The sequence below is a fragment of the Azospirillum mesophilum genome (genome assembly GCF_053470405.2).
On sequence record NZ_JBPXMQ020000014.1, the window covers coordinates 131,852 to 150,667 of the forward strand.

An 18,816-nucleotide genomic window follows, 5' to 3' on the forward strand; every position below is an offset into this window, starting at 1 on the left:
ACACAATGGCGCTACCGTTGACTGACACCGACCGTTCCACCACCGGGGACCGCCGCACCCGCCAGCGTCCCAGCAAGACCGGAAAAATGGCTCTCGGCCCCCTGCCGGAGCTGGTCGGCTACAATCTGCGCAAGGCGCAGGTGGCCGTTTTCCAAAGCTTCCAGAACGCCGTGGCTCCCCACGACATCACGCCGGGCCAGTTCGGCGTGCTGATCATGATCAAGGAGAACGAGGGCCTGTCGCAGTCCGACCTGGGCGCGGCCGTGGGCATCGATCGCTCCACCATGGTCGCGGTGATCGACCGGCTCGAGTCGCGCGGCCTCGTGATCCGCGCGCCGTCGCCGAACGACCGCCGCTCCTACGCGCTGCGCCTGTCGCCGGAAGGCGAAAAGCTGCTGGACGAGCTGATTCCACGCATCGAGGCCCACGACAAGGCCATGGTGAAGGATCTCTCCCCGGAGGAGCAGGCCCAGCTCATCGACTTCCTGCGCCGCGTCTCCCGCGCCGGATAAGCACCGAAGGCGTGCCTGGATTTCAAGCACGTTAAGGTTGCGAACAGTTTAGTGCGCCTGCGTTTTCAGGACGCCCGCCGCCGAGCCCGTTCGGCGGCGGCGGCCCCGAAGGCGCGCAGCAGCGCCGCCGACAGCGGGTTCTCCCAGAACCGCCATTCCGGGTGCCACTGCACCGCCAGCGCGAAGGCCGGCGCCCCGGCCACCCGCACCGCCTCGACCAGCCCGTCTGCGGCGGTCGCCTCCACCATCAAGCCGTCCGCCAGCCGGTCGATCCCCTGCCCGTGCAGGGAGTTGACGTGCACCTCCACCGCCCCGCCGGCCAGTTCGGCCAGGATTCCGCCGGGCGCCAGCCGGATGCTGTGCGCCGGGCCGTACTGGACGGACAGCGGCGCCTCCTTGTCCTCGCGGTGGTTGGACAGGCCGGGCACCTCGTGCACCGCCGGGTGCAGCGTGCCGCCCAGCGCGACGTTCAACTCCTGGAACCCCCGGCAGATGCCCAGCAGGGGCACGCCCATCTCCAGCGCGGCCAGGATCAGCGGCAGGGTGGTGGCGTCGCGCTCCGGGTCGTGCAGGGTGCCGGGCTCGCTGGGCGCGCCACCGTAGCGGTGCGGCTCCACATTGGACGGGCTGCCGGTGACCAGCAGGCCGTCCAGCCGGCCGGCCAGATCGTCCATCTCCAGCGCCGTCCCCAGCGCGGGGATCAGCAGCGGCATGCCGCCCGCCCCGTCCGACACCGCGCGCACATACTTGTCGCCGACGACGTGAAAGGGGTGCTCGCCCATCATGCGGGCGCAGGCGGGAACGCCGATCAGGGGTTTGCGGTTCATTTGCGGCTCGTGGGCGGCTCGTGGGCGGTTAGCTCCACGATTATGCGCGGGGCGAGGACACTGCGCCAGTGGGCCGGAAACGGGCCAAAAAGCGCTGTCGAGCTGTAGAATTTTGTTGATTTGCCGGGCGGCTTGGGCCATATGCCGCCCCTCTCCGCGGTCTCCGCGGAACATCTGCTGATGGGGGAGAACGATGGCGAAGTCCGCTTCTCTCTTCCAATTGGGGATGGACTTGGGAAGCGCTCCAAGGAAAGCCCAAGCGGAAGGTCACACCGTCGACCGGACGAATGTCACGACGGGTCCTTGGAAAGAAGCCCAAGACGAACGCAAGGACCATTTCATCGCGCGCGACGGCAAGGTCTTCGCCGGCACGCACCTGATCATCGACCTGTGGGGCGCGGAGCGCCTGGACGAGCTTGAGCACGTCCGCGCGGCGCTGATCGAGTCGGTGGAGGTGGCGGGCGCGACGCTCCTGCACATCCACCTGCACCACTTCACGCCGAACGGCGGCATCTCCGGCGTGGCGGTGCTGGCCGAGTCGCACATCAGCATCCACACCTGGCCGGAGCGTGGCTACGCCGCGCTGGACATCTTCATGTGCGGCGACGCCGAACCGATGAAGGCCATCCCGGTGCTGGAACGCGCCTTCAGCCCGTCCCGGGTGAAGTGCGACGAGCTGCTGCGCGGCGAAACCGAGTCATGACCTCCGATAAAGTGAACGGCGGCCAGAAGAACGGCGGCTGGTTCGACGAGACCCTGTACCCGGACGTGGCCCAGCGCCTGCGCATGGGCCGCGTCCTGTACCGGGACAAGACGGACCTCCAGGATCTGGTGATCTTCGAGAACCCGGTGCTTGGCCGCGTCATGGCGCTGGACGGGGTCATCCAGACCACCGAGGGCGACGAGTTCATCTATCACGAGATGCTGACCCATGTGCCGATCCTGGCGCATGGGCGCGTCGGCCGTGTGCTGATCGTCGGCGGCGGTGACGGCGGCATGCTGCGCCGCTGCCTGGAACACAAGGCGGTCGAGCGCGTGACGATGGTGGAGATCGACCGGACCGTGGTGGACCTGTCGATTGCGCATCTGCCCTCCATCAGCGCCGGGGCCTTCGACGACCCGCGCGCCAACCTCGTGATCGCGGACGGCTGCGCCTTCGTGAAGGACACCGACGAGACCTACGACGTGATCATCGTCGACTCCACCGACCCCCACGGGCCGGGTGCGGTCCTCTTCACCGAGGAGTTCTACCGCGACTGCAAGGCGCGGCTGACGCCGGGCGGGGTGCTGGTCACGCAGAACGGCGTGCCCTTCCTCCAGCCGGACGAGCTGAACACCAGCCATCGGCGGCTGGGCCGGCTGTTCAAGGATGCCGGCTTCTTCGTGGCGCCGGTGCCCAGCTACTACGGCGGCTTCATGGCCTTCGGCTGGGCGACCGACGACGAGTCGCTGCGCCGCCAGACGGCCGACGCCATCCGCCCGCGCTTCGACGCGGCGGGGCTGGTGACCCGCTACTACACGCCGGACATCCACGCCGCCAGCTTCGCCCTGCCGGCCTTCATGCTGGCGGCGCTGGCCTGACGGCTATTCGGCCGGCACGGCGGTGCCGTGATCGGAATGGCTGTGGTCGTGGTGGCAGCGGCGCAGGCGGAAGGCGGTGACCAGCGTCAGCACGCCGAAGGCGATCAGGTAGCTCGCCACGCTCCAGGCCAGCGCCAGCAGCCCCAGCGCCGGCACCGCCCACACGCCGAAGCCGAACACCACAGACAGGGCGCCGGCGATGCCCCAGGCCCATTTGCCGTGGCTGCGGTGCATGCGCCAGGCGCTCATGATCTCGGCGAAGCCGGTGACGACCGACCAGACGGCAACCAGGAAGACCAGCGCGAACAGGGTCGCCTTCGGCCACAGGACCGCCAGCCCCCCGGCGATCAGGCCGGCGATGCCTTCCAGGACGAAGGGCAGCCAGCGTTCCTGCGCGCGGGCGGCGCGGATGCCGGCGATGATGGCAAGGACACCGTCCGCCAGCAGGTAGGCCGCCAGCATGATCGCCAGCGTGGCGACCGTCACCCCCGGCATCATGAAGGCGAGAAATCCCAGAACGATCGCCGCGGCCCCGCGCAGGGCCATAACCCACCAGTTGCGCGCCAGCAGGTCGTTCATGCACTGGACGCGCTCGGCGTCGTAGACGCGGACCACAGCCATGGCTTGCCTCCTGTGTTGGTGCGATGCACACAAGCGGCAACAGGGCCGGAAGGGGTTTGGTTGCGGCCTCAGTTCCCCCGGCCGTAATCCGACCCCTTTTTCGGCTCCACGAAGTAGAACAGGTTGGAATCGAACTGCACGCCGCTGCGCGGGTTCAGCAGCGCCACCTCGGTCGTCAAGCCCTGGGCGTCCAGCACGCGCCACTTGCGCAGCTGGAAGGGCCGATCCTCGAAGACCAGCGTCAGGGTGCCCTTGCCGGGGTCCTTGGTCTCGGTCAGGCTGACCTCCACCACGCCGGGCGCCTGGAAGACGCCGGTCACGGTCACGTCGCCGCTGAGGTGGATGTCCTTGCGCAGGATGAAGTCGGCGAGGGTGGAGCCGATGGGCGCGCTCGACTGCTGCCGCATCTCCCCGTCCCAGTAGAAGATGAAGGATCCGTCGGCGACGACGAAGTCCTTCACCGGCGGGTCGTATTCCAGGCGCATCCGGCCCGGCCGCGACAGGTAGAAGGTGCCCGTCGTCTGCTGCCCGTTCGGGCTGACCTGCACGAACTTCGATTGAAGCGTGTGGATGCCGTTCAGGTACTCCTCCACATGCGCGATCACCGCCTGGTCCTGGGCGGACAGGGTGGCCGGGCGGGGGGGAGCGGCCAGGGCCGGGGTGGCGGCCAGCGTGCCCACGAACAGGGCAACAGCGGCGGCGGCGAGGGTGCGGCGGAGGAGCGCGGTCTTCATGGTCCCTGCTTCTACAGGATCTTTTGGGCTGAAACAGGGCCGGAAACGAGCGTGGCCCTGAATTCCCCTCTCCCGCTTCCAGCGGGAGAGGGAGGGACCCGCCGAAGGTGGGAGGGTGAGGGCAAGGTCATCCCGAGGAACCTTGCCCTCACCCTTCCACGGCTGCGCCGTGGGTCCCTCCCTCTCCCATCGGAGATGGGCGAGGGTATGATTCGCTACTCCTCGATGTTCCGCGCCAGAACGTCGCGCTTGCCGGCGTGGTTGGGCTTGCTGACCACGCCTTCGGTCTCCATCCGCTCGATCAGGCGGGCGGCGGAGTTGTAGCCGATGCGCAGCTGGCGCTGGATGAAGCTGGTGGAGGCCTTGCGCTCGCGGCAGACCACGGCCACCGCCTTGTCGTAGAGGTCGTCGCCCGACCCGCCGCCGGCCGCCGAGCCGTCATCGAAGGAGGAGGACGCGTCCTCGTCGTCCTCCTCCGTGATGGCGTCGACGTAGGCGGGCTCGCCCTGCGTCTTCAGGTACTTCACCACATGCTCGACCTCCTGGTCCGACACGAAGGGGCCATGGACGCGGGTGATGCGGCCGCCGCCGGCCATGTAGAGCATGTCGCCCTGGCCGAGCAGCTGCTCCGCCCCCTGCTCGCCCAGGATGGTGCGGCTGTCGATCTTGGAGGTGACCTGGAAGCTGATACGGGTGGGGAAGTTGGCCTTGATCGTGCCGGTGATGACATCCACCGACGGACGCTGCGTCGCCATGATCAGGTGGATGCCGGCGGCACGCGCCATCTGCGCCAGACGCTGGATCGCCGCCTCGATGTCCTTGCCCGCCACCAGCATCAGGTCGGCCATCTCGTCGACGATGACGACGATGTAGGGCAGCTCCTTCAGGTCGAGCGGCTGTTCCTCGAAGATCGGCTTGCCGGTGTCGGGGTCGAAGCCGGTCTGCACGCGGCGGGTCAGCGACTCGCCGTCGGCGCGGGCCTCGCGCAGGCGGGCGTTGTAGCCCTCGATGTTGCGCACGCCCAGCTTGGACATGTTGCGGTAGCGGTCCTCCATCTCCCGCACCGTCCATTTCAGCGCGACGACCGCCTTCTTGGGATCGGTCACCACCGGCGACAGCAGGTGCGGGATGCCCTCATAGACCGACAGCTCCAGCATCTTGGGGTCGATCATGATGAAGCGGCAGCGGTCCGGCGGCAGGCGGTAGAGCAGCGACAGGATCATCGTGTTGATCGCCACCGACTTGCCCGAACCGGTGGTGCCCGCCACCAGCAGGTGCGGGAAGCGGGCGAGGTCGGCCACGATGGGCTGCCCGCCGATGTCCTTGCCCAGCGCCAGCGCCAGCTTGCCGCCGCTCTTGTCGAAGGCGTCGGCGGCCATCAGCTCGCGCAGCAGCACGGTCTCGCGCTTGGCGTTGGGCAGCTCGATGCCGATGACGTTGCGGCCGGGCACCACGGCGACGCGCACGGACACGGCACTCATCGACCGCGCAATGTCGTCGGCCAGACCGATGACGCGGGACGACTTGGTGCCGGGGGCCGGTTCCAGCTCGTACAGGGTGACGACCGGGCCGGGGTGGACCTTCTGCACCTCACCGCGCACGCCGAAGTCGGACAGCACGCCTTCCAGCTTTACCGCGTTCTCGCGCAGCGCCGCCTCGTCCACCTTCTCGCCACGGCCGGAGGTGGGGACGACCTGCAACAGGTCCAGCGGCGGCAGCTCGTAGCCGTCAGCCTCCTCCAGATGCAGGGCGGCCTGGCGCGGGGTGTCGCGGCGGGGCGCGTCGGCGGCGGCCTTGGCGGGCTTGGGCGCGCTGGTCACCACGGCCACGTCGCGGGCCTTGGCGTCGGGGCGCGGCTCAATGGTCGGCTCGGTGCGGGTGCGGGACGCGCGCGGCGTCGCGCGCAGGGTGTCCGTGCCGCCCTCGTCCGCGTCCGTGTCCGCCGGGTGGGGCTCGTCCGGAGCCTCGAAGCGCGGGTCGCGGCGGCTCATGTCGCCGATGCGGCTGGTGGCGAAGCTCATGGCCGCGTTGCCGTGCCGGCGCAGCAGCCCGAATCCGGCCCCGAAGCCCGCCCCGACGCCCCGGCGGATCCGGCCGGGCAGGGTGAGGAGCTGGCGCAGGCTGGCCAGCCATTCGCCGATGGACAGGCCCATGGCGATGAACAGGATGAAGCCGCCGGCCACGCCCGCCGAGGTGGCGACCGCCGACCGGCCGTTGCCGCCCAGCAGCAGGTTGCTGACCCCCTCCAGCAGCACCATGCCGAAGCTGCCGCCGGGATGGCCGTTCAGCGGGTCGTCCTCCAGGTCGGTCATGCCGGCCAGGAACATGGCGACCAGCAGCACGCCCCACACCGCCAGCACGCTGCGGAACAGCGGGTGGCGGACGCTCTTCTGCAGGCTCAGCCGCCAGCCCCAGACCATGGGCACCAGCGCCAGCAGATAGGCGGCCCAGCCCAGCGCCTGGATCAGCAGGTCGGCCAGATAGGCGCCGAACAGGCCGAACAGGTTGTGGATCCGGGCCCCGGCGGCGGGCACAGCGTTCCAGGACGGGTCGGACGGGTTGTAGCTGCCCAGCACGATCATCAGCCCCAGCCCCAGCACGCCGAGGGCGAATCCCGCCAGCTCGCGCGCCCGCGCGACCACGAAGGCGCGCATGGCGGGCGAGAAGAAGGGCGGCTTCTCCGGCCGTCCGGAGGATTTGCCGCTTCCGCTGCGGGGGCTTGCGGGTCGAGCCATGGGTGGAGTTCCTGATGTGCCACAATCAAAAATCCCTTCTCCCCTTGGGGGAGAAGGGTTGGGTTGAGGGGTCATTACCGGCGGCAGCCGGGAAAAAACCCCGCCACCCTCACCCCAACCCCTCTCCCCTCAAGGGAGAGGGGCTAGATGTCTTAGCCCAGAATCCGCGCGATGGCGGCGCAGGCGTTGGCGACGGTTTCGGTGTCGTTGACCAGCGCCACGCGGATGAAGGGATCGCCGGGGTTCGGCTCGCCCGGGTTGCTGCGCGACAGATAGGCGCCGGGCAGCACGCGAATGGCGCCTTCCGCCCACAGGCGGCGCGTCGCCTCCTCGCCGTTGCCGACGTCCAGCCACAGGAAGAAGCCGCCGTCCGGCCGGTAATAGCCGAAGCGGCCCTTCAGCGAGGCCTCCGCCGCCTCGAACTTGGCGCGGTAAAGCGCGCGGTTTTCCTCCACATGCGCCTCGTCGCGCCACAGCGCGGCGCTGGCCGCCAGCACCGGCAGCGGCATGCCGGCGTTGGAATAGCTGCGCACGCGGGAAAAGGCCGCGATCAGCCGCGGATCACCGGCCACGAAGCCGGACCGCAGGCCGGCCGCGCTCGACCGCTTGGACAGGGAATGGAAGACCAGCAGGTTGCGCCAAGGATCGCTGCCGTGCTCCAGGCCCGACGCCACCTGCAACGCGCCGACCGGCGGGCTGTCCAGGTAGATCTCGGCGTAGCATTCATCCACGGCCAGCACGAAGCCGTATTGCCGCGCCAGCCCGATGGCCCGCGTCAGATAGGCGGCGTCCGCCGCCGCCCCCTGCGGGTTGGCCGGGGTGCAGAGGTAGAACAGCGCCGTGCGCTCCAGCAGTTCCGGCGACAGGGCGTCGAGGTCCGGCAGGAAGCCGGTCTCGCGCGTCGCCGACAGGAACACCGGCTCCGCCCCGGCCAGCAGGGCCGCCCCCTCGTAAGGCGCGTAGAAGGGGTTGGGCATCAGCACGGCCGGCTGCCGGCCCGCCTTGGTGGTCGGCACGGCCAGCAGGGCGAGCAGGAACAGCGCCTCCCGCGTGCCGGACACCGGCAGGACGGACTTTTCCGCGTCGAACAGCCCGCCCGGCAGGGCGTAGCGGCGGGTCAGCCAGTCGCCGACGGCGCTGCGGAACTCCGGCGTGCCGCCCACCGGCGGGTACTTGCCCCAGAGATGCGCGTTGGCGCGCAGCGTCTCGTCGATGATGGCCGGCGGTTTGTGCTGCGGCTCGCCCACCGACATCATGATCGGCTCGACGTTGGCGCGCGGCGTCACACCGGACAGCAGGGCCGCCAGCCGCGTGAAGGGATAATCGGACAGCCGGTCGAGCCGGTCGTTGATGGTCGCGAAGGTGCCAAGGTCCGGAAGGGACATGCCGCCGAAAATCCTTCCAATAGGTCGGCCAAAAAGACAGGCCCGCCGGTTCGGCGCAACCCGTACGAATCGGAAACGATCCTACCGGCGGTGGTGCGCCCGCACAAGGGCACAAAACCGGACAAGGAAAAGCAAACAGCGCGCGAACGGGCTGGTTCACGGCGGCTTTCGAAGGACTGGAAGAGGCGCCCTCAAGTCGCGGGAATGGCCGCGCAAGAAAAACGAACAGCGCGCTCAGCCCCGGCGGGAAACGCCGCAAAGATCCGACCCAAAACCCGTCCTGGGTCCGCCCAGCCGGACGGGCGGACCCGGAACGGTCGTGCCGGGAAGCCCGGCCCGAAGCGCCGCGTTACACGCGGTCCGAAACATTCGGACCGCTGCGTTCACACGCCACGCAGGCTTCGGCCCTTGCGGGCCGCGGCCGCCGTCGCGGCCGATACCATGTTCGAAACGTCAGAACGTTTCGAACATGGTATTACAGGGCTTCGGAGTTCGTCTCGCCGGTGCGGATGCGCACGGCCTGGGCGATCTCCATGACGAAGATCTTGCCGTCGCCGATGCGGCCGGTGTTGGCGGCCTTCTGGATCGCCTCGACCACCTGCTCGTACTGGTCGTCGGACACGGCGACCTCGACCTTGACCTTGGGCAGGAAGCTCACGGAGTACTCGGCACCGCGGTAGATCTCGGTCTGACCCTTCTGGCGGCCGAAGCCCTTCACCTCGCTCACCGTCAGGCCCTGGATCCCGAGCGAGGTCAGCGCCTCGCGCACTTCGTCCAGCTTGAACGGCTTGATGATGGCCATAACCAGTTTCATGTGGCTTCCCCTTTAAGCGTGTGTGCCGGCCCGCGCGGTCGCCCGGCCCCTCGGTCGATCCCCTCTCTCCCGAGGGATAGCCCGAACGTGCATCGAGCGTGTTCGCCTCGACCGCAAAAATCAACGTCTTCAAAAATCGTGCCGGTTGCAGGAGCCGCCAATTTCAAGCGAATCCAGCGCATCCGGCGCGCCCTTGGGCAGAGAGTGCCTATTTTCTGTGCATTGCGCAAGCCGCGACGCTGCGCCACTGGACATCCGGCAAAGGGGGGACGATTGTTCACCCGCATACGAACTTCGAAGGGCACGTCATCATGACCGACTCGGGCACCACCGCAGCGCAGGAGATCACGACCGAGGTTGTGGTGTTGGGCGGCGGCCTCGCCGGGCTCAGCATGGCGGCCGCACTCGCCACCGCCGGCGTTCCGGTGGTCTGCATCGACCGTGACAGCCCGGACCACCACGCGGCGGACGGGTTCGACATCCGGACCACGGCGGTGGCCTACGCCTCCATGAAAGTGCTGGAAGGCGCGGGCGTGTGGAAGCACATGGAGCCGCAAGCCGGCCCGATCCTGGACATCCGCGTCGCCGACCAGTTCTCGCCGCTGTTCGTCCATTACGACCACACCGACGTGACGGTGGACGGCAAGAACCAGCCCTTCGGCTGGATCCTCGACAACAAGGACATGCGCCGCGCCCTGTTCGCCCGCGCGGCGGAACTGCCGGGCCTTGTGCACTTGGCCCCGGCCCAGGCGACGAAGATCGAGCGGTCGCGCAACGGCGCCTCGGTGACGCTGGCCGATGGGCGGGTGGTGAAGGCGCGGCTGGTGGTGGGGGCCGACGGCCGCCGCTCGCTGGCGCGTGAGAGCGCCGGCATCCGCGTGCGCCGCTGGGCCTACGACCAGACCGCCATCATCTGCACCATCCGCCATTCGCAGCCGCACAACGGCGTGGCGGTGGAGCATTTCATGCCCAACGGCCCCTTCGCCGTCCTGCCGATGACGGAGAACCGCTCCTCCATCGTGTGGAGCGAGAAGTCCTCGCTGGCCGACATGTACCTGAAGCTGCCCGAGGACCAGTTCATCGAGGAGCTGACCCGCCGCTCCGGCGGCTATCTCGGCGACATCGAGATCCTGACCCGGCGCGAGGGCTGGCCCCTGTCCGTCCTGCTGGCCGAGAGCTTCATCGCGGAGCGTCTGGCGCTGGTCGGCGAATCGGCCCACGCCATCCACCCCATCGCCGGCCAGGGCCTGAACCTGGGCCTGCGCGACGTGGCGGCGCTGGCGGAGGTGATCGTGGACGCCCACCGCCTGGGCCTCGACGTCGGCTCGCCGGAGGTGCTGGCCCGCTTCCAGCGCTGGCGCCGCTTCGACACCGTGCTGCTGGCCGCCGTCTGCGACGGGCTGGTGCACCTGTTCTCCAACAACATCCCGCCGATCCGGCTGGCCCGCGACCTCGGCATGGCCGTCGTCAACCGCCTGCCGCCGCTGAAGCGCTTCTTCATGCGGCACGCGATGGGTGTGGTCGGCGACCTGCCGCGCATGATCAAGGGCGTGCCGCTGTAAGGGGGCAGGATTCTTGGCGGCAACAGATTTTTCGCGGATTTCGCGGATTTGGACACGGATTTCACGGATTGAATGCCCGTAGGTTGGGTTGAGCGCACGCGAAACCCAACAGGCTTTGCGTCGCTGCGGGCGTTGGGTTGCGGCTGCGCCTTAACCCAACCTACGCGACTCAAATCCGTGTCATCCGTGCTTAAATCCGTGAAATCCGTGTGAATCCTGTTGCCCGACGAGCATCCGTTGCCCGACGACAATCGAGAACCCCCTCACCCCAACCCATACTCCCGCAACGCCTCATACACCGCGGCCCCTTTGCCGAGGTGGCTGCGGTAGAGCGTGAAGTGGTTCATGCGGATCGGGCCGGCGCGGAACAGGCCGCGTTCTTCGATGAAGCGGCCGATGCGGTCCTTGGGCGCGTCCTTCAGGCGGGCCAGCGTGATGTGCGGGGAGAACTTGCGCTCCTCCACCGGCAGGCCGCAGCGCACCAGCGCCGACTCGACCTTGGACTGGAGGTGGGACAGAGCCTCGCTGCGCTCCACCCCGGCCCAGAGGACGCGGGCGTTCCGGCCACTGCCGAACACGCCCACGCCGTCCAGAACCAAGTCGAAGGCGGGAGCCGTCACCTCCGCCAGTGCGTCGTCGATCTCCGCGGCCTGATCCTCCGGCACTTCGCCGATGAAGCGGAGCGTCAGGTGCAGGTTGTCCGCGTCGGTCCAGCGGGCGCCGGGAACCCCGCCACCCAGCCCGGCGAGGCGGTGGCGGATCTCCTCCGGAAAGTCGAGCGCGACGAAGAGACGGATCATCAGGACCTTAGGGGCAGGGGTCGGGGTAGCGTTCGTTGACCGCGTCGATCTCCTTCAACACCTCATCCGACAGTTTCACGTCGATGGCGGCGATGTTGGACTTCAGATCCTCGAAGCTCGTGGCACCGATCAGCGACGAGGCGACGAAGGGCTGGTGCAGCGTGAAGGCGATGGCCATCTGCGTCGGCGACAGGCCGTGGCGCCGGGCGATGTCCAGATAGGCACGGGTCGCCGCGTCGGCGTTGACGGTGGCGTAGCGCGACGGGCGGTGGTCGATGGCGCGGCGCGTGCCCGGCGGGACGGCGCCGTCCAGATACTTGCCCGACAGCGTGCCGGCACCGAGCGGCGAGTAGGCCAGCAGGCCCACCTCCTCGCGCAGGGCCACCTCGGCCAACCCTTCCTCGAAGGTGCGGTTCAGCAGGTTGTAGGCGTTCTGGATCGAGGCGACGCGCGGCAGGCCCTTCTGCTCCGCGATGCGCAGGAAGGTCATGGTGCCCCAGGGCGACTCGTTGGACAGGCCGACGTGGCGCACCTTGCCGGACTTCACCAGCTCGTCCAGCGCGGACAGCGTTTCCTCGATGGGGGTGCGGTCCTTTTCCGGCTTGTGGACGTAGTTGCGCTGGCCGAAGCGGTTCGTGACGCGGTCCGGCCAATGGAGCTGGTACAGGTCGATGTAGTCGGTCTGCAACCGGCGCAGGCTGTCCTCGACCGCCGCGAAGATGTTGGCGCGGTCCAGCGTGGACTTGCCATTGCGCACCCAGGAAAAGCCGTCGCCCAGGCCGATGATCTTGGTCGCCAGGATCACCTTGTCGCGCCGGCCGCGCGCCTTGAACCAGTTGCCGATGACCGTTTCGGTCTTGCCGTAGGTGTCGGCGGTCGGTGGGACCGCGTACATTTCGGCCGTGTCCCAGAAGGTCACGCCCTGGTCGAGTGCGTAATCCATCTGGGCGTGGCCCTCGGATTCGGTGTTCTGGCGGCCCCAGGTCATGGTGCCCAGGCCGATGGCGCTGACCGACAGGCCGGTGCGGCCGAGCGGACGGTATTGCATGAGGCGAAATCCTTAGAGAAACAGGGTGAGCACGCCCGTGTATCCGTACAGGCGGTTGTGGGAAATCTCGCCCGACGCGAAGAAGCCGGCCAGCGGAATGTCGCCGAAGGTCTCGCGGATGAGGGCGAGTTCCTGGCTGCCGTCCCCGAACAGGCTGGGGCCACGGGCGATGCAGCTGACGTAGATGGCACCCTTGGGCACCGTCTTCACGCGCTTTTTCAGATTGGCAAGCATGCGCCGCATGTCGGACTCGGCGCTCTGCTGGTCGCGGCGGGTGAACAGGATTTGCTGGCCGCTCTGCACGCGGTGCGCGATGGAAATCCAGCCGGCGCGCGGGTCGATGGCGATCAGGTCGCGCACCAGATAGTCCGCCGTGTCGGATCCCGGAATGGGCAGGCCGGCGAAGATGTAGCCGGACACGCGGCGCAGGTCGCGGGACAGGATCTCCCCGATGTCCTCCTTGAACACGTCGAGCGCCGGGCGGCCGTCGATCTCCAGAACGACGTTGTCCTCGGCGGCGGTGATGGTGCGGATCGGGCCGATGGGGGTGCAGCCCTGGGTCAGGCCGGTGGCGACCGTCAGCGTCGGCGCGAACAGCACGCCCGACACGCCGCCCTTGTCCACCGGCCCGCTGACCATGGTGGCCGTGTTGCCGGGGATGGTGAACTGCGGGAACTCCGTCCGGGAGGCGGAGAAGCCGCCGACCAGGAAGGCCCCCGTCGCGTCGGACAGGGTGGTGACGAGGCCGGCGAGATCCTGGTGGTGCGGGTCGGCGTGCACCAGCCCCAGCATCGCCCCGTGCTTGTCCAGCCAGCCGCCGGCCATGCGGCGCAGCGGCTCCAGGTCGCCCTTCACCATCGGGAACAGGCGGAAGCTGTCCGGCGGCAGCTTGGCGACCATGACGGCGATGGCCGGCTGGTCGAAGATCTCCTCGTCGTTGGCGCAGACGCCGATGCCGACGGTGCCGACCCAGTCGCGGATGCCGGTCACGCCGCGCAGCAGCGTGACGATGCTGGTCGCGTGCTCCGCCATCGCGTCGGTGATGTAGAGGAAGCCGAGGTTGCAGTCCTCCACCGCCCCCAGCTCGTCCAGGCATTCCTTGACCAGCGTCCCCCAATCGGAGCCCGTGGGGTCGGAGCCGGTGGCCGAGGCGGCCTTGAAGCGCAGGTCGGTGGCAGTGTTGTCGTCGGCCAGGGTCGCCATGGGGTTCAGCCTCCGGTCTTGGTGATGCTGTCCAGGAGGCGGGCGACGTGGGGCGCCATGCGTTCCACGATCACCTTCACTCCGGCCGCGTTGGGGTGGATGCCGTCCGGCTGGTTCAGGGCCGCGTCGGCCGCGACCCCGTCCAGGAAGAACGGGTAGAGCTGTACGCCGTACGTGCGCGCCAGCTCGGGGTAGATGGCGTTGAAGCTGTCGCCGTACGCGCGGCCCAGGCTGGGCGACGCGACCATCCCGGTCAGGAGTACGGGCAGCTTTTCAGCGGTCAGCCGCTTCAGGATACCGTCCAGGTTGCGGCGCGACGCCGCGGGGTCCAGCCCGCGCAGCATGTCGTTGGCGCCCAACTCCACCAGCACGGCGTCCGGCTTGTCGGCCAGCGCCCAGTCGAGTCGCGACAGGCCCCCCGCCGTGGTGTCGCCGGACACGCCCGCGTTGACGATGGTCACGTTGTAGCCCTTGGCCCGCAGCGCGCCCTGCAACTGCGCGGTGAAGCCCTGCGGTTCCGGCAGGCCATAGCCGGCGGTCAGGCTGTCGCCCAGCGCCAGAAGCTTCACGGGGCCGTTCGCGGCCATGGCGGGCGCGCTCAAGCCCAGGCCCGCCGCGACCATAAGCGCGGCCAGACCCGTGTTGAAATGGCGGCGCACCGTGCCATATGGCGAAAGGCTTTTCCGCTGGTCCGTGAGACGCATGCCAATGTCCCGCCCCGATTCCCCGGCCTCTGCCATCGTCGCCCTCGACGAGGTCCACTTGAGATTGGACAGCGCGGCCGGACCCGTCAACATCCTGCGGGGATTGAATCTCCGCGTCGAGGCGGGAGAGCGGGTCGGCGTGGTCGGCCCGTCGGGCTCCGGCAAGTCGACCATGATGATGGTGATGGCGGGACTGGAACGTCCCACGAGCGGCGCCGTACGCGTTGCCGGGCACGATCTCGGCCGGCTGGACGAGGACGGGCTGGCGCGCTTCCGCCGCGACCATGTCGGCATCGTGTTCCAGGCCTTCCACCTCGTCCCGACCATGACGGCGCTGGAGAATGTGGCGATCCCGCTGGAATTCGCCGGGGCGGCCGACGCCTTCGACCGCGCGCGGGAAGGGCTGGAGGCGGTCGGGCTGGCCCACCGGCTCAGCCACTATCCGGGCCAGCTGTCGGGCGGCGAGCAGCAGCGCGTGGCGCTGGCCCGCGCCTTCGTGGCAGAGCCGTCGCTCCTGCTGGCCGACGAGCCCACCGGCAACCTGGACATCGACACGGGCTCCACCATCGTGGAACTGCTGTTCGACCTCGCCGAGCGGCGCGGCACGACGCTGGTCCTGATCACCCACGACCCCGCGCTGGCCAAGCGCTGCGACCGCACGGTGCGCCTGATGGACGGCCGAATCGTCGACGACGGCCTCGCCGCCCGCGCCGACCGCGTGCGCGTCGCGGGGGAGTGAGGCGTGAAACCTTTGTTCGATTTTGCAACCACCTCTCCTTCCCGTCATCCCCGCGAAGGCGGGGATCCAGAAAACTCCGCCTCAGGGTGCTCCTTCGGCCTGGATCCCCGCCTTCGCGGGGATGACGGTGGAAACATGTCGTGGGGAGAAGGGCTTTCGGTGCTGCCATGAGCAATCTCTCCCTCGCCTTCCGTCTAGCCCGTCGTGAGTTGCGCGGGGGGTTGAAGGGGTTCTGGATTTTCCTGGCTTGCCTGACCCTGGGCGTGGCGGCCATCGCCGCGGTGCAGTCGGTGTCCGACGGCATTCTCGACGGGTTGCAGGCGGACGGCCGGGCGATTCTGGGCGGCGACGTGTCGGTGCGGCAGATCTACACGCCGCCCAACGCCGAACAACGCGCCTTCCTGGAACAGTCCGGCCGCGTCTCCCAGTCCGTGGAGATGCGGGCCATGCTGCGCTCCGGCGACGAGCAGCGCTCCTCGCTGGTCGAACTGAAGGCGGTGGACAACCTTTACCCGCTGTACGGCACGGCAAGCCTGCGGCCGGACGGCGACCTCCAGGGCGCGCTGGCGAACAGGGATGGCCGATGGGGCGCCCTGGTCGAGGAAAGCGTGCTCGACCGGCTGGGCGCCAAGGTCGGCGACGCGGTGCGACTCGGCGACGGGACCTACACGATTCGCGGCGTCCTGGCGCGGGAGCCGGACAAGGCCTCCTCCGGCGCTTTCTCGCTCGGGCCGCGGCTGATGGTGGCGCTGGGCTCGCTGGAGGGCAGCGGCCTGTTGCAACCGGGCAGCATCGTTTACTGGACCTCCAAGGTCGCGCTGAAGCCGGGCACCGATCCCGCCCAGTGGCAGGCGGCGCTGAAGGCGCGCTTTCCCGACGCGACATGGCGGGTGCGCGACTTCACCAACGCCTCCCCGCAGGTGGAGCGCTTCATCGAGCGCATGACCCTGTTCCTGACGCTGGTGGGGCTGACCGCGCTGCTGGTCGGCGGCGTCGGGGTGGGCAACGCGGTGCGCAGCCACCTCGATTCGCGGGCGCGCACCATCGCCACGCTGAAGTGCCTGGGCGCGCCGGGGCCGCTGGTCTTTCAGGTCTATCTGCTGCAAATCCTCGCGTTGGCGGCGCTGGGCATCCTGCTGGGGCTGGTTCTGGGCACGGTGGCGCCGCTGGGTCTCGGTGTGCTGCTGGAGGATCTGCTGCCCGTCTCGGTGCGCATCGGCGTCTATCCGGGGGCGCTGGCGCTGGCGGCACTCTACGGCGTGCTGACGGCGCTGGCCTTCTCGCTGTGGCCGCTCGGCCGCGCGCGGGAGGTGCCGGCGGCGGCGCAGTTCCGCGACGTGGTGGCCCCGGCCGGCGGGCGTCCACGCGCCGTCTACATCCTGGGCACGGCCCTGACCGTCCTGGCGCTGGCGGGCCTCGCCGTCGTCACGGCGGAGAACAAGGGTTTCGCGGCGTGGTTCGTCGGCGGCTCCATCGCCACTTTCGCGGCCTTCCGCGCGGCGGCGTGGCTGGTCACCCAGGGTGCGGCCGGGGTCGGGCGCCCGCGCCGGCCGGGGCTGCGGCTGGCGCTCGCCAACCTGCACCGGCCCGGCAACCCGACGGGGACGGTGGTGCTGTCGCTCGGCCTCGGCCTGACCGTGCTGGTCGCCATCGCGCTGATCGAGGGCAACTTCTCCCGCCGCGTCAACGAGACCATCCCGAAGGACGCGCCCAGCTTCTTCTTCGTGGACATCCAGCCGGACCAGTTCGACCCGCTGAAACAGATGGTCGCCGCCCTGCCCGGCACCAGCGGCTTCGAAGCGGTGCCGTCGCTGCGCGGCCGGATCGAGACGGTGAACGGGGTGGAGGCGGAAAAGGCCCTGTCCAATCCGGATCAGGCCTGGATCCTCTCCGGCGACCGGGGCATCACCTACTCCGCCAAACTGCCCGAGCATTCGGAAATCGTCGCCGGCCAATGGTGGCCGGAGGATTACCGGGGCGAGCCGCTGATCTCCATCCACCAGAGCGTGGCGAACGCCTTCGGCATCGGCCCCGGCGCCCGGCTCGGCGTCAACATCCTGGGCCGCAGCATCGAGGCGAAGGTCGCCAACGTGCGGGCGGCGGACTTCTCCACGCTCGCCATCAACTTCACGCTGGTCTTCGCGCCGGGCACGCTGGAAAAGGCCCCGCAGACCTGGATCGCCACCGTCCGCAGCGCGCCGGAGACGGAGGCGGAGGTGCAGCGCACCGTGCTGCAACGCTTCCCCAACGTCACGCTGGTGCGGGTGAAGGACGCGCTGGACACCGTCAACACCATGCTGGGCCACATCGGCACCGCCGTGCGGATCACCGCCGCCATCACACTGGCCGCCGGCACGCTGGTGCTGGCCGGCGCGGTGGCGGCCGGGCACCGGCGCCGGGTCTACGACGCGGTGGTGCTGAAGGTGCTGGGCGCCACGCGGATGGACGTGCTGAAGGCCTTCCTGCTGGAATACGGGCTTCTGGGCATCCTGACCGCCGCCATCGCCGGGGTCATCGGTACAGTGACCGCCTGGGCGGTGCTGACCCGCATGATGCATTGGGACTGGACGTTCCTGCCGTCCGCCGTGGTGACGACGGCACTGCTCAGCACCGCGATCACGCTGGCTTTCGGCTTCTATGGAACGTGGCGGGCGCTGGGCCAGCCGTCGGCGCCTTTGCTGCGCAATGATTAGTGTTCCTATGGATGAAAGGGGCATGAAGCCTTTTTCATCCAACGGCAACGCTCCCGATTCCTGTTGAACGGCGTTGGGCGTTCGCCAATATGTCCTGGAAACGGGAATAACTCTGTTCCGAGGACGACTCATGGCTGACCCGACCTTCAACCGCTATGCGACGGCAGGCCGCGCGTTCGATCGGGGGTACTTCGACGAAGGCCTGCGGCAGCATCTGCTGCGTGTCTACAACTACATGGGCGCCGGCCTCGTCGTGACGGGCCTTGTGGCGTTCCTGGTCTCCACCAGCCCGGCGCTGATGCAGGCGATCTTCATGACCCCGCTGAAGTGGGTGGTCATGCTGGCGCCGCTGGCCTTCGTGATGGTGCTGTCCTTCGGCATCAACCGCCTGTCCTTCGCCTCGGCACAGGCGGTCTTCTGGGCCTACTGCGCGGCGATGGGCCTGTCGATGTCGGCGATTTTCCTGGTCTTCACCGGGGCCAGCATCGCGCTGACCTTCTTCGTGACGGCCGCGACCTTCCTGGCGATGAGCCTCTACGGCTACACCACGAAGGCCGACCTGTCGAAGATGGGCTCCTTCCTGATGATGGGCGTGTTCGGCATCATCATCGCCGGGCTGGCGAACCTCTTCTTCCACTCGCCGGCGCTGCACTTCGCCATCTCGGCCATCGGCGTGCTGATCTTCACGGGCCTGACCGCCTACGACACGCAGGCGATCAAGGAGCAGTATGCCGAGGGCTACGACCATGAAAGCCAGGGCAAGCTGGCCCTGATGGGCGCCCTGACGCTGTATCTGGACTTCATCAACCTGTTCCAGTTCCTGCTGCAGTTCCTGGGACAGCGCGACGAGTAATGGAC

17 protein-coding genes are annotated in these 18,816 nt (G+C 68.8%); 7 read left to right on the forward strand and 10 right to left on the reverse strand.

The features are described 5' to 3' along the window. The first annotated feature begins 17 nt into the window (after positions 1 to 17). Positions 18 to 512, forward strand: a complete 495-nt coding sequence (locus ACSVC7_RS15650; protein WP_448205162.1) for a MarR family winged helix-turn-helix transcriptional regulator — start codon at positions 18 to 20, stop codon at positions 510 to 512. Positions 513 to 577: 65 nt separating this feature from the next. Here ACSVC7_RS15650 and ACSVC7_RS15655 read toward each other — a convergent pair whose 3' ends face one another. Next, positions 578 to 1,339 carry a gamma-glutamyl-gamma-aminobutyrate hydrolase family protein gene (locus ACSVC7_RS15655; RefSeq protein ID WP_448205161.1) on the reverse strand — a complete coding sequence of 254 codons (762 nt, stop codon included), beginning with the start codon at positions 1,337 to 1,339 and terminating at the stop codon, positions 578 to 580. 193 nt (positions 1,340 to 1,532) lie between these two features. On the opposite strand from ACSVC7_RS15655, the gene speD reads away from it, so the two are divergent. Both speD and speE read left to right on the forward strand, forming a co-directional pair. Next, positions 1,533 to 2,042, forward strand: a complete 510-nt coding sequence (gene speD, locus ACSVC7_RS15660; protein WP_448205160.1) for an adenosylmethionine decarboxylase — start codon at positions 1,533 to 1,535, stop codon at positions 2,040 to 2,042. Continuing rightward, positions 2,039 to 2,920: a polyamine aminopropyltransferase gene (speE, locus tag ACSVC7_RS15665; protein ID WP_448205159.1), complete on the forward strand. Its 882-nt coding sequence runs from the start codon at positions 2,039 to 2,041 to the stop codon at positions 2,918 to 2,920. Before speD ends, speE begins: the two co-directional genes overlap by 4 nt. A 3-nt stretch (positions 2,921 to 2,923) precedes the next feature. Here speE and ACSVC7_RS15670 read toward each other — a convergent pair whose 3' ends face one another. The 5 genes from ACSVC7_RS15670 to glnK form a co-directional block, all read right to left on the reverse strand. Next, positions 2,924 to 3,541, reverse strand: coding sequence for an HdeD family acid-resistance protein (locus ACSVC7_RS15670; protein WP_448205158.1), 618 nt, complete (start codon positions 3,539 to 3,541; stop codon positions 2,924 to 2,926). Between the two features lie 68 nt (positions 3,542 to 3,609). After that, on the reverse strand, positions 3,610 to 4,275 hold the full coding sequence (locus tag ACSVC7_RS15675; protein WP_448205157.1) for a LolA family protein: 666 nt from the start codon (positions 4,273 to 4,275) through the stop codon (positions 3,610 to 3,612). Between the two features lie 215 nt (positions 4,276 to 4,490). Next, positions 4,491 to 7,010, reverse strand: coding sequence for a DNA translocase FtsK (locus tag ACSVC7_RS15680; RefSeq protein ID WP_448205156.1), 2,520 nt, complete (start codon positions 7,008 to 7,010; stop codon positions 4,491 to 4,493). A gap of 152 nt (positions 7,011 to 7,162) precedes the next feature. After that, on the reverse strand, positions 7,163 to 8,395 hold the full coding sequence (locus ACSVC7_RS15685; RefSeq protein ID WP_448205155.1) for an aminotransferase class I/II-fold pyridoxal phosphate-dependent enzyme: 1,233 nt from the start codon (positions 8,393 to 8,395) through the stop codon (positions 7,163 to 7,165). Between the two features lie 475 nt (positions 8,396 to 8,870). Further along, entirely contained in the window at positions 8,871 to 9,209 is a 339-nt protein-coding gene (gene glnK / locus ACSVC7_RS15690) for a P-II family nitrogen regulator (RefSeq protein WP_448205154.1), read from the reverse strand. A gap of 311 nt (positions 9,210 to 9,520) precedes the next feature. Between glnK and ACSVC7_RS15695 the strand changes: the two genes are divergently transcribed. Beyond that, positions 9,521 to 10,771 (forward strand): UbiH/UbiF/VisC/COQ6 family ubiquinone biosynthesis hydroxylase, encoded by a 1,251-nt coding sequence (locus ACSVC7_RS15695; protein ID WP_448205153.1) that lies wholly within the window; start codon positions 9,521 to 9,523, stop codon positions 10,769 to 10,771. 263 nt (positions 10,772 to 11,034) lie between these two features. On the opposite strand, the gene thpR is transcribed toward ACSVC7_RS15695, so the two are convergent. Genes thpR through ACSVC7_RS15715 form a run of 4 tightly spaced genes read right to left on the reverse strand, consistent with a single transcriptional unit; the run spans position 11,035 to position 14,526 of the window. Then, positions 11,035 to 11,571: an RNA 2',3'-cyclic phosphodiesterase gene (thpR, locus tag ACSVC7_RS15700; protein ID WP_448205152.1), complete on the reverse strand. Its 537-nt coding sequence runs from the start codon at positions 11,569 to 11,571 to the stop codon at positions 11,035 to 11,037. 7 nt (positions 11,572 to 11,578) lie between these two features. Then, positions 11,579 to 12,619, reverse strand: coding sequence for an NADP(H)-dependent aldo-keto reductase (locus tag ACSVC7_RS15705; protein ID WP_448205151.1), 1,041 nt, complete (start codon positions 12,617 to 12,619; stop codon positions 11,579 to 11,581). 12 nt (positions 12,620 to 12,631) lie between these two features. Further along, a complete protein-coding gene (locus ACSVC7_RS15710) occupies positions 12,632 to 13,822 on the reverse strand; it encodes an FIST signal transduction protein (RefSeq protein WP_448205150.1) in 1,191 nt (396 codons plus the stop codon). A 5-nt stretch (positions 13,823 to 13,827) separates the two neighbouring features. Beyond that, positions 13,828 to 14,526 (reverse strand): arylesterase, encoded by a 699-nt coding sequence (locus tag ACSVC7_RS15715; RefSeq protein ID WP_448205149.1) that lies wholly within the window; start codon positions 14,524 to 14,526, stop codon positions 13,828 to 13,830. 4 nt (positions 14,527 to 14,530) lie between these two features. Between ACSVC7_RS15715 and ACSVC7_RS15720 the strand changes: the two genes are divergently transcribed. From ACSVC7_RS15720 to ACSVC7_RS15730, 3 genes are all read left to right on the forward strand, one after another. Next, positions 14,531 to 15,265: an ABC transporter ATP-binding protein gene (locus ACSVC7_RS15720; protein ID WP_448205148.1), complete on the forward strand. Its 735-nt coding sequence runs from the start codon at positions 14,531 to 14,533 to the stop codon at positions 15,263 to 15,265. Between the two features lie 167 nt (positions 15,266 to 15,432). After that, the gene (locus ACSVC7_RS15725) at positions 15,433 to 17,958 is read left to right on the forward strand and encodes an ABC transporter permease (protein WP_448205147.1); all 2,526 of its coding nucleotides are present in this window, start codon (positions 15,433 to 15,435) and stop codon (positions 17,956 to 17,958) included. Between the two features lie 130 nt (positions 17,959 to 18,088). Next, entirely contained in the window at positions 18,089 to 18,811 is a 723-nt protein-coding gene (locus ACSVC7_RS15730; protein ID WP_448205146.1) for a Bax inhibitor-1/YccA family protein, read from the forward strand. Positions 18,812 to 18,816: the final 5 nt, after the last annotated feature.

Excerpts from the sequence above, each read along its gene's own strand:
- ACSVC7_RS15725 (WP_448205147.1), top strand. The coding sequence starts at position 15,433 with ATGAGCAATCTCTCCCTCGCCTTCCGTCTAGCCCGTCGTGAGTTGCGC.
- ACSVC7_RS15710 (WP_448205150.1), bottom strand. The coding sequence starts at position 13,822 with ATGGCGACCCTGGCCGACGACAACACTGCCACCGACCTGCGCTTCAAG.
- ACSVC7_RS15655 (WP_448205161.1), bottom strand. The coding sequence starts at position 1,339 with ATGAACCGCAAACCCCTGATCGGCGTTCCCGCCTGCGCCCGCATGATG.
- ACSVC7_RS15675 (WP_448205157.1), bottom strand. The coding sequence starts at position 4,275 with ATGAAGACCGCGCTCCTCCGCCGCACCCTCGCCGCCGCCGCTGTTGCC.
- ACSVC7_RS15695 (WP_448205153.1), top strand. The coding sequence starts at position 9,521 with ATGACCGACTCGGGCACCACCGCAGCGCAGGAGATCACGACCGAGGTT.
- ACSVC7_RS15680 (WP_448205156.1), bottom strand. The coding sequence starts at position 7,010 with ATGGCTCGACCCGCAAGCCCCCGCAGCGGAAGCGGCAAATCCTCCGGA.
- thpR (WP_448205152.1), bottom strand. The coding sequence starts at position 11,571 with ATGATCCGTCTCTTCGTCGCGCTCGACTTTCCGGAGGAGATCCGCCAC.
- ACSVC7_RS15730 (WP_448205146.1), top strand. The coding sequence starts at position 18,089 with ATGGCTGACCCGACCTTCAACCGCTATGCGACGGCAGGCCGCGCGTTC.
- ACSVC7_RS15685 (WP_448205155.1), bottom strand. The coding sequence starts at position 8,395 with ATGTCCCTTCCGGACCTTGGCACCTTCGCGACCATCAACGACCGGCTC.
- ACSVC7_RS15720 (WP_448205148.1), top strand. The coding sequence starts at position 14,531 with ATGTCCCGCCCCGATTCCCCGGCCTCTGCCATCGTCGCCCTCGACGAG.
- ACSVC7_RS15715 (WP_448205149.1), bottom strand. The coding sequence starts at position 14,526 with ATGCGTCTCACGGACCAGCGGAAAAGCCTTTCGCCATATGGCACGGTG.
- glnK (WP_448205154.1), bottom strand. The coding sequence starts at position 9,209 with ATGAAACTGGTTATGGCCATCATCAAGCCGTTCAAGCTGGACGAAGTG.
- ACSVC7_RS15705 (WP_448205151.1), bottom strand. The coding sequence starts at position 12,619 with ATGCAATACCGTCCGCTCGGCCGCACCGGCCTGTCGGTCAGCGCCATC.
- ACSVC7_RS15670 (WP_448205158.1), bottom strand. The coding sequence starts at position 3,541 with ATGGCTGTGGTCCGCGTCTACGACGCCGAGCGCGTCCAGTGCATGAAC.
- speD (WP_448205160.1), top strand. The coding sequence starts at position 1,533 with ATGGCGAAGTCCGCTTCTCTCTTCCAATTGGGGATGGACTTGGGAAGC.
- speE (WP_448205159.1), top strand. The coding sequence starts at position 2,039 with ATGACCTCCGATAAAGTGAACGGCGGCCAGAAGAACGGCGGCTGGTTC.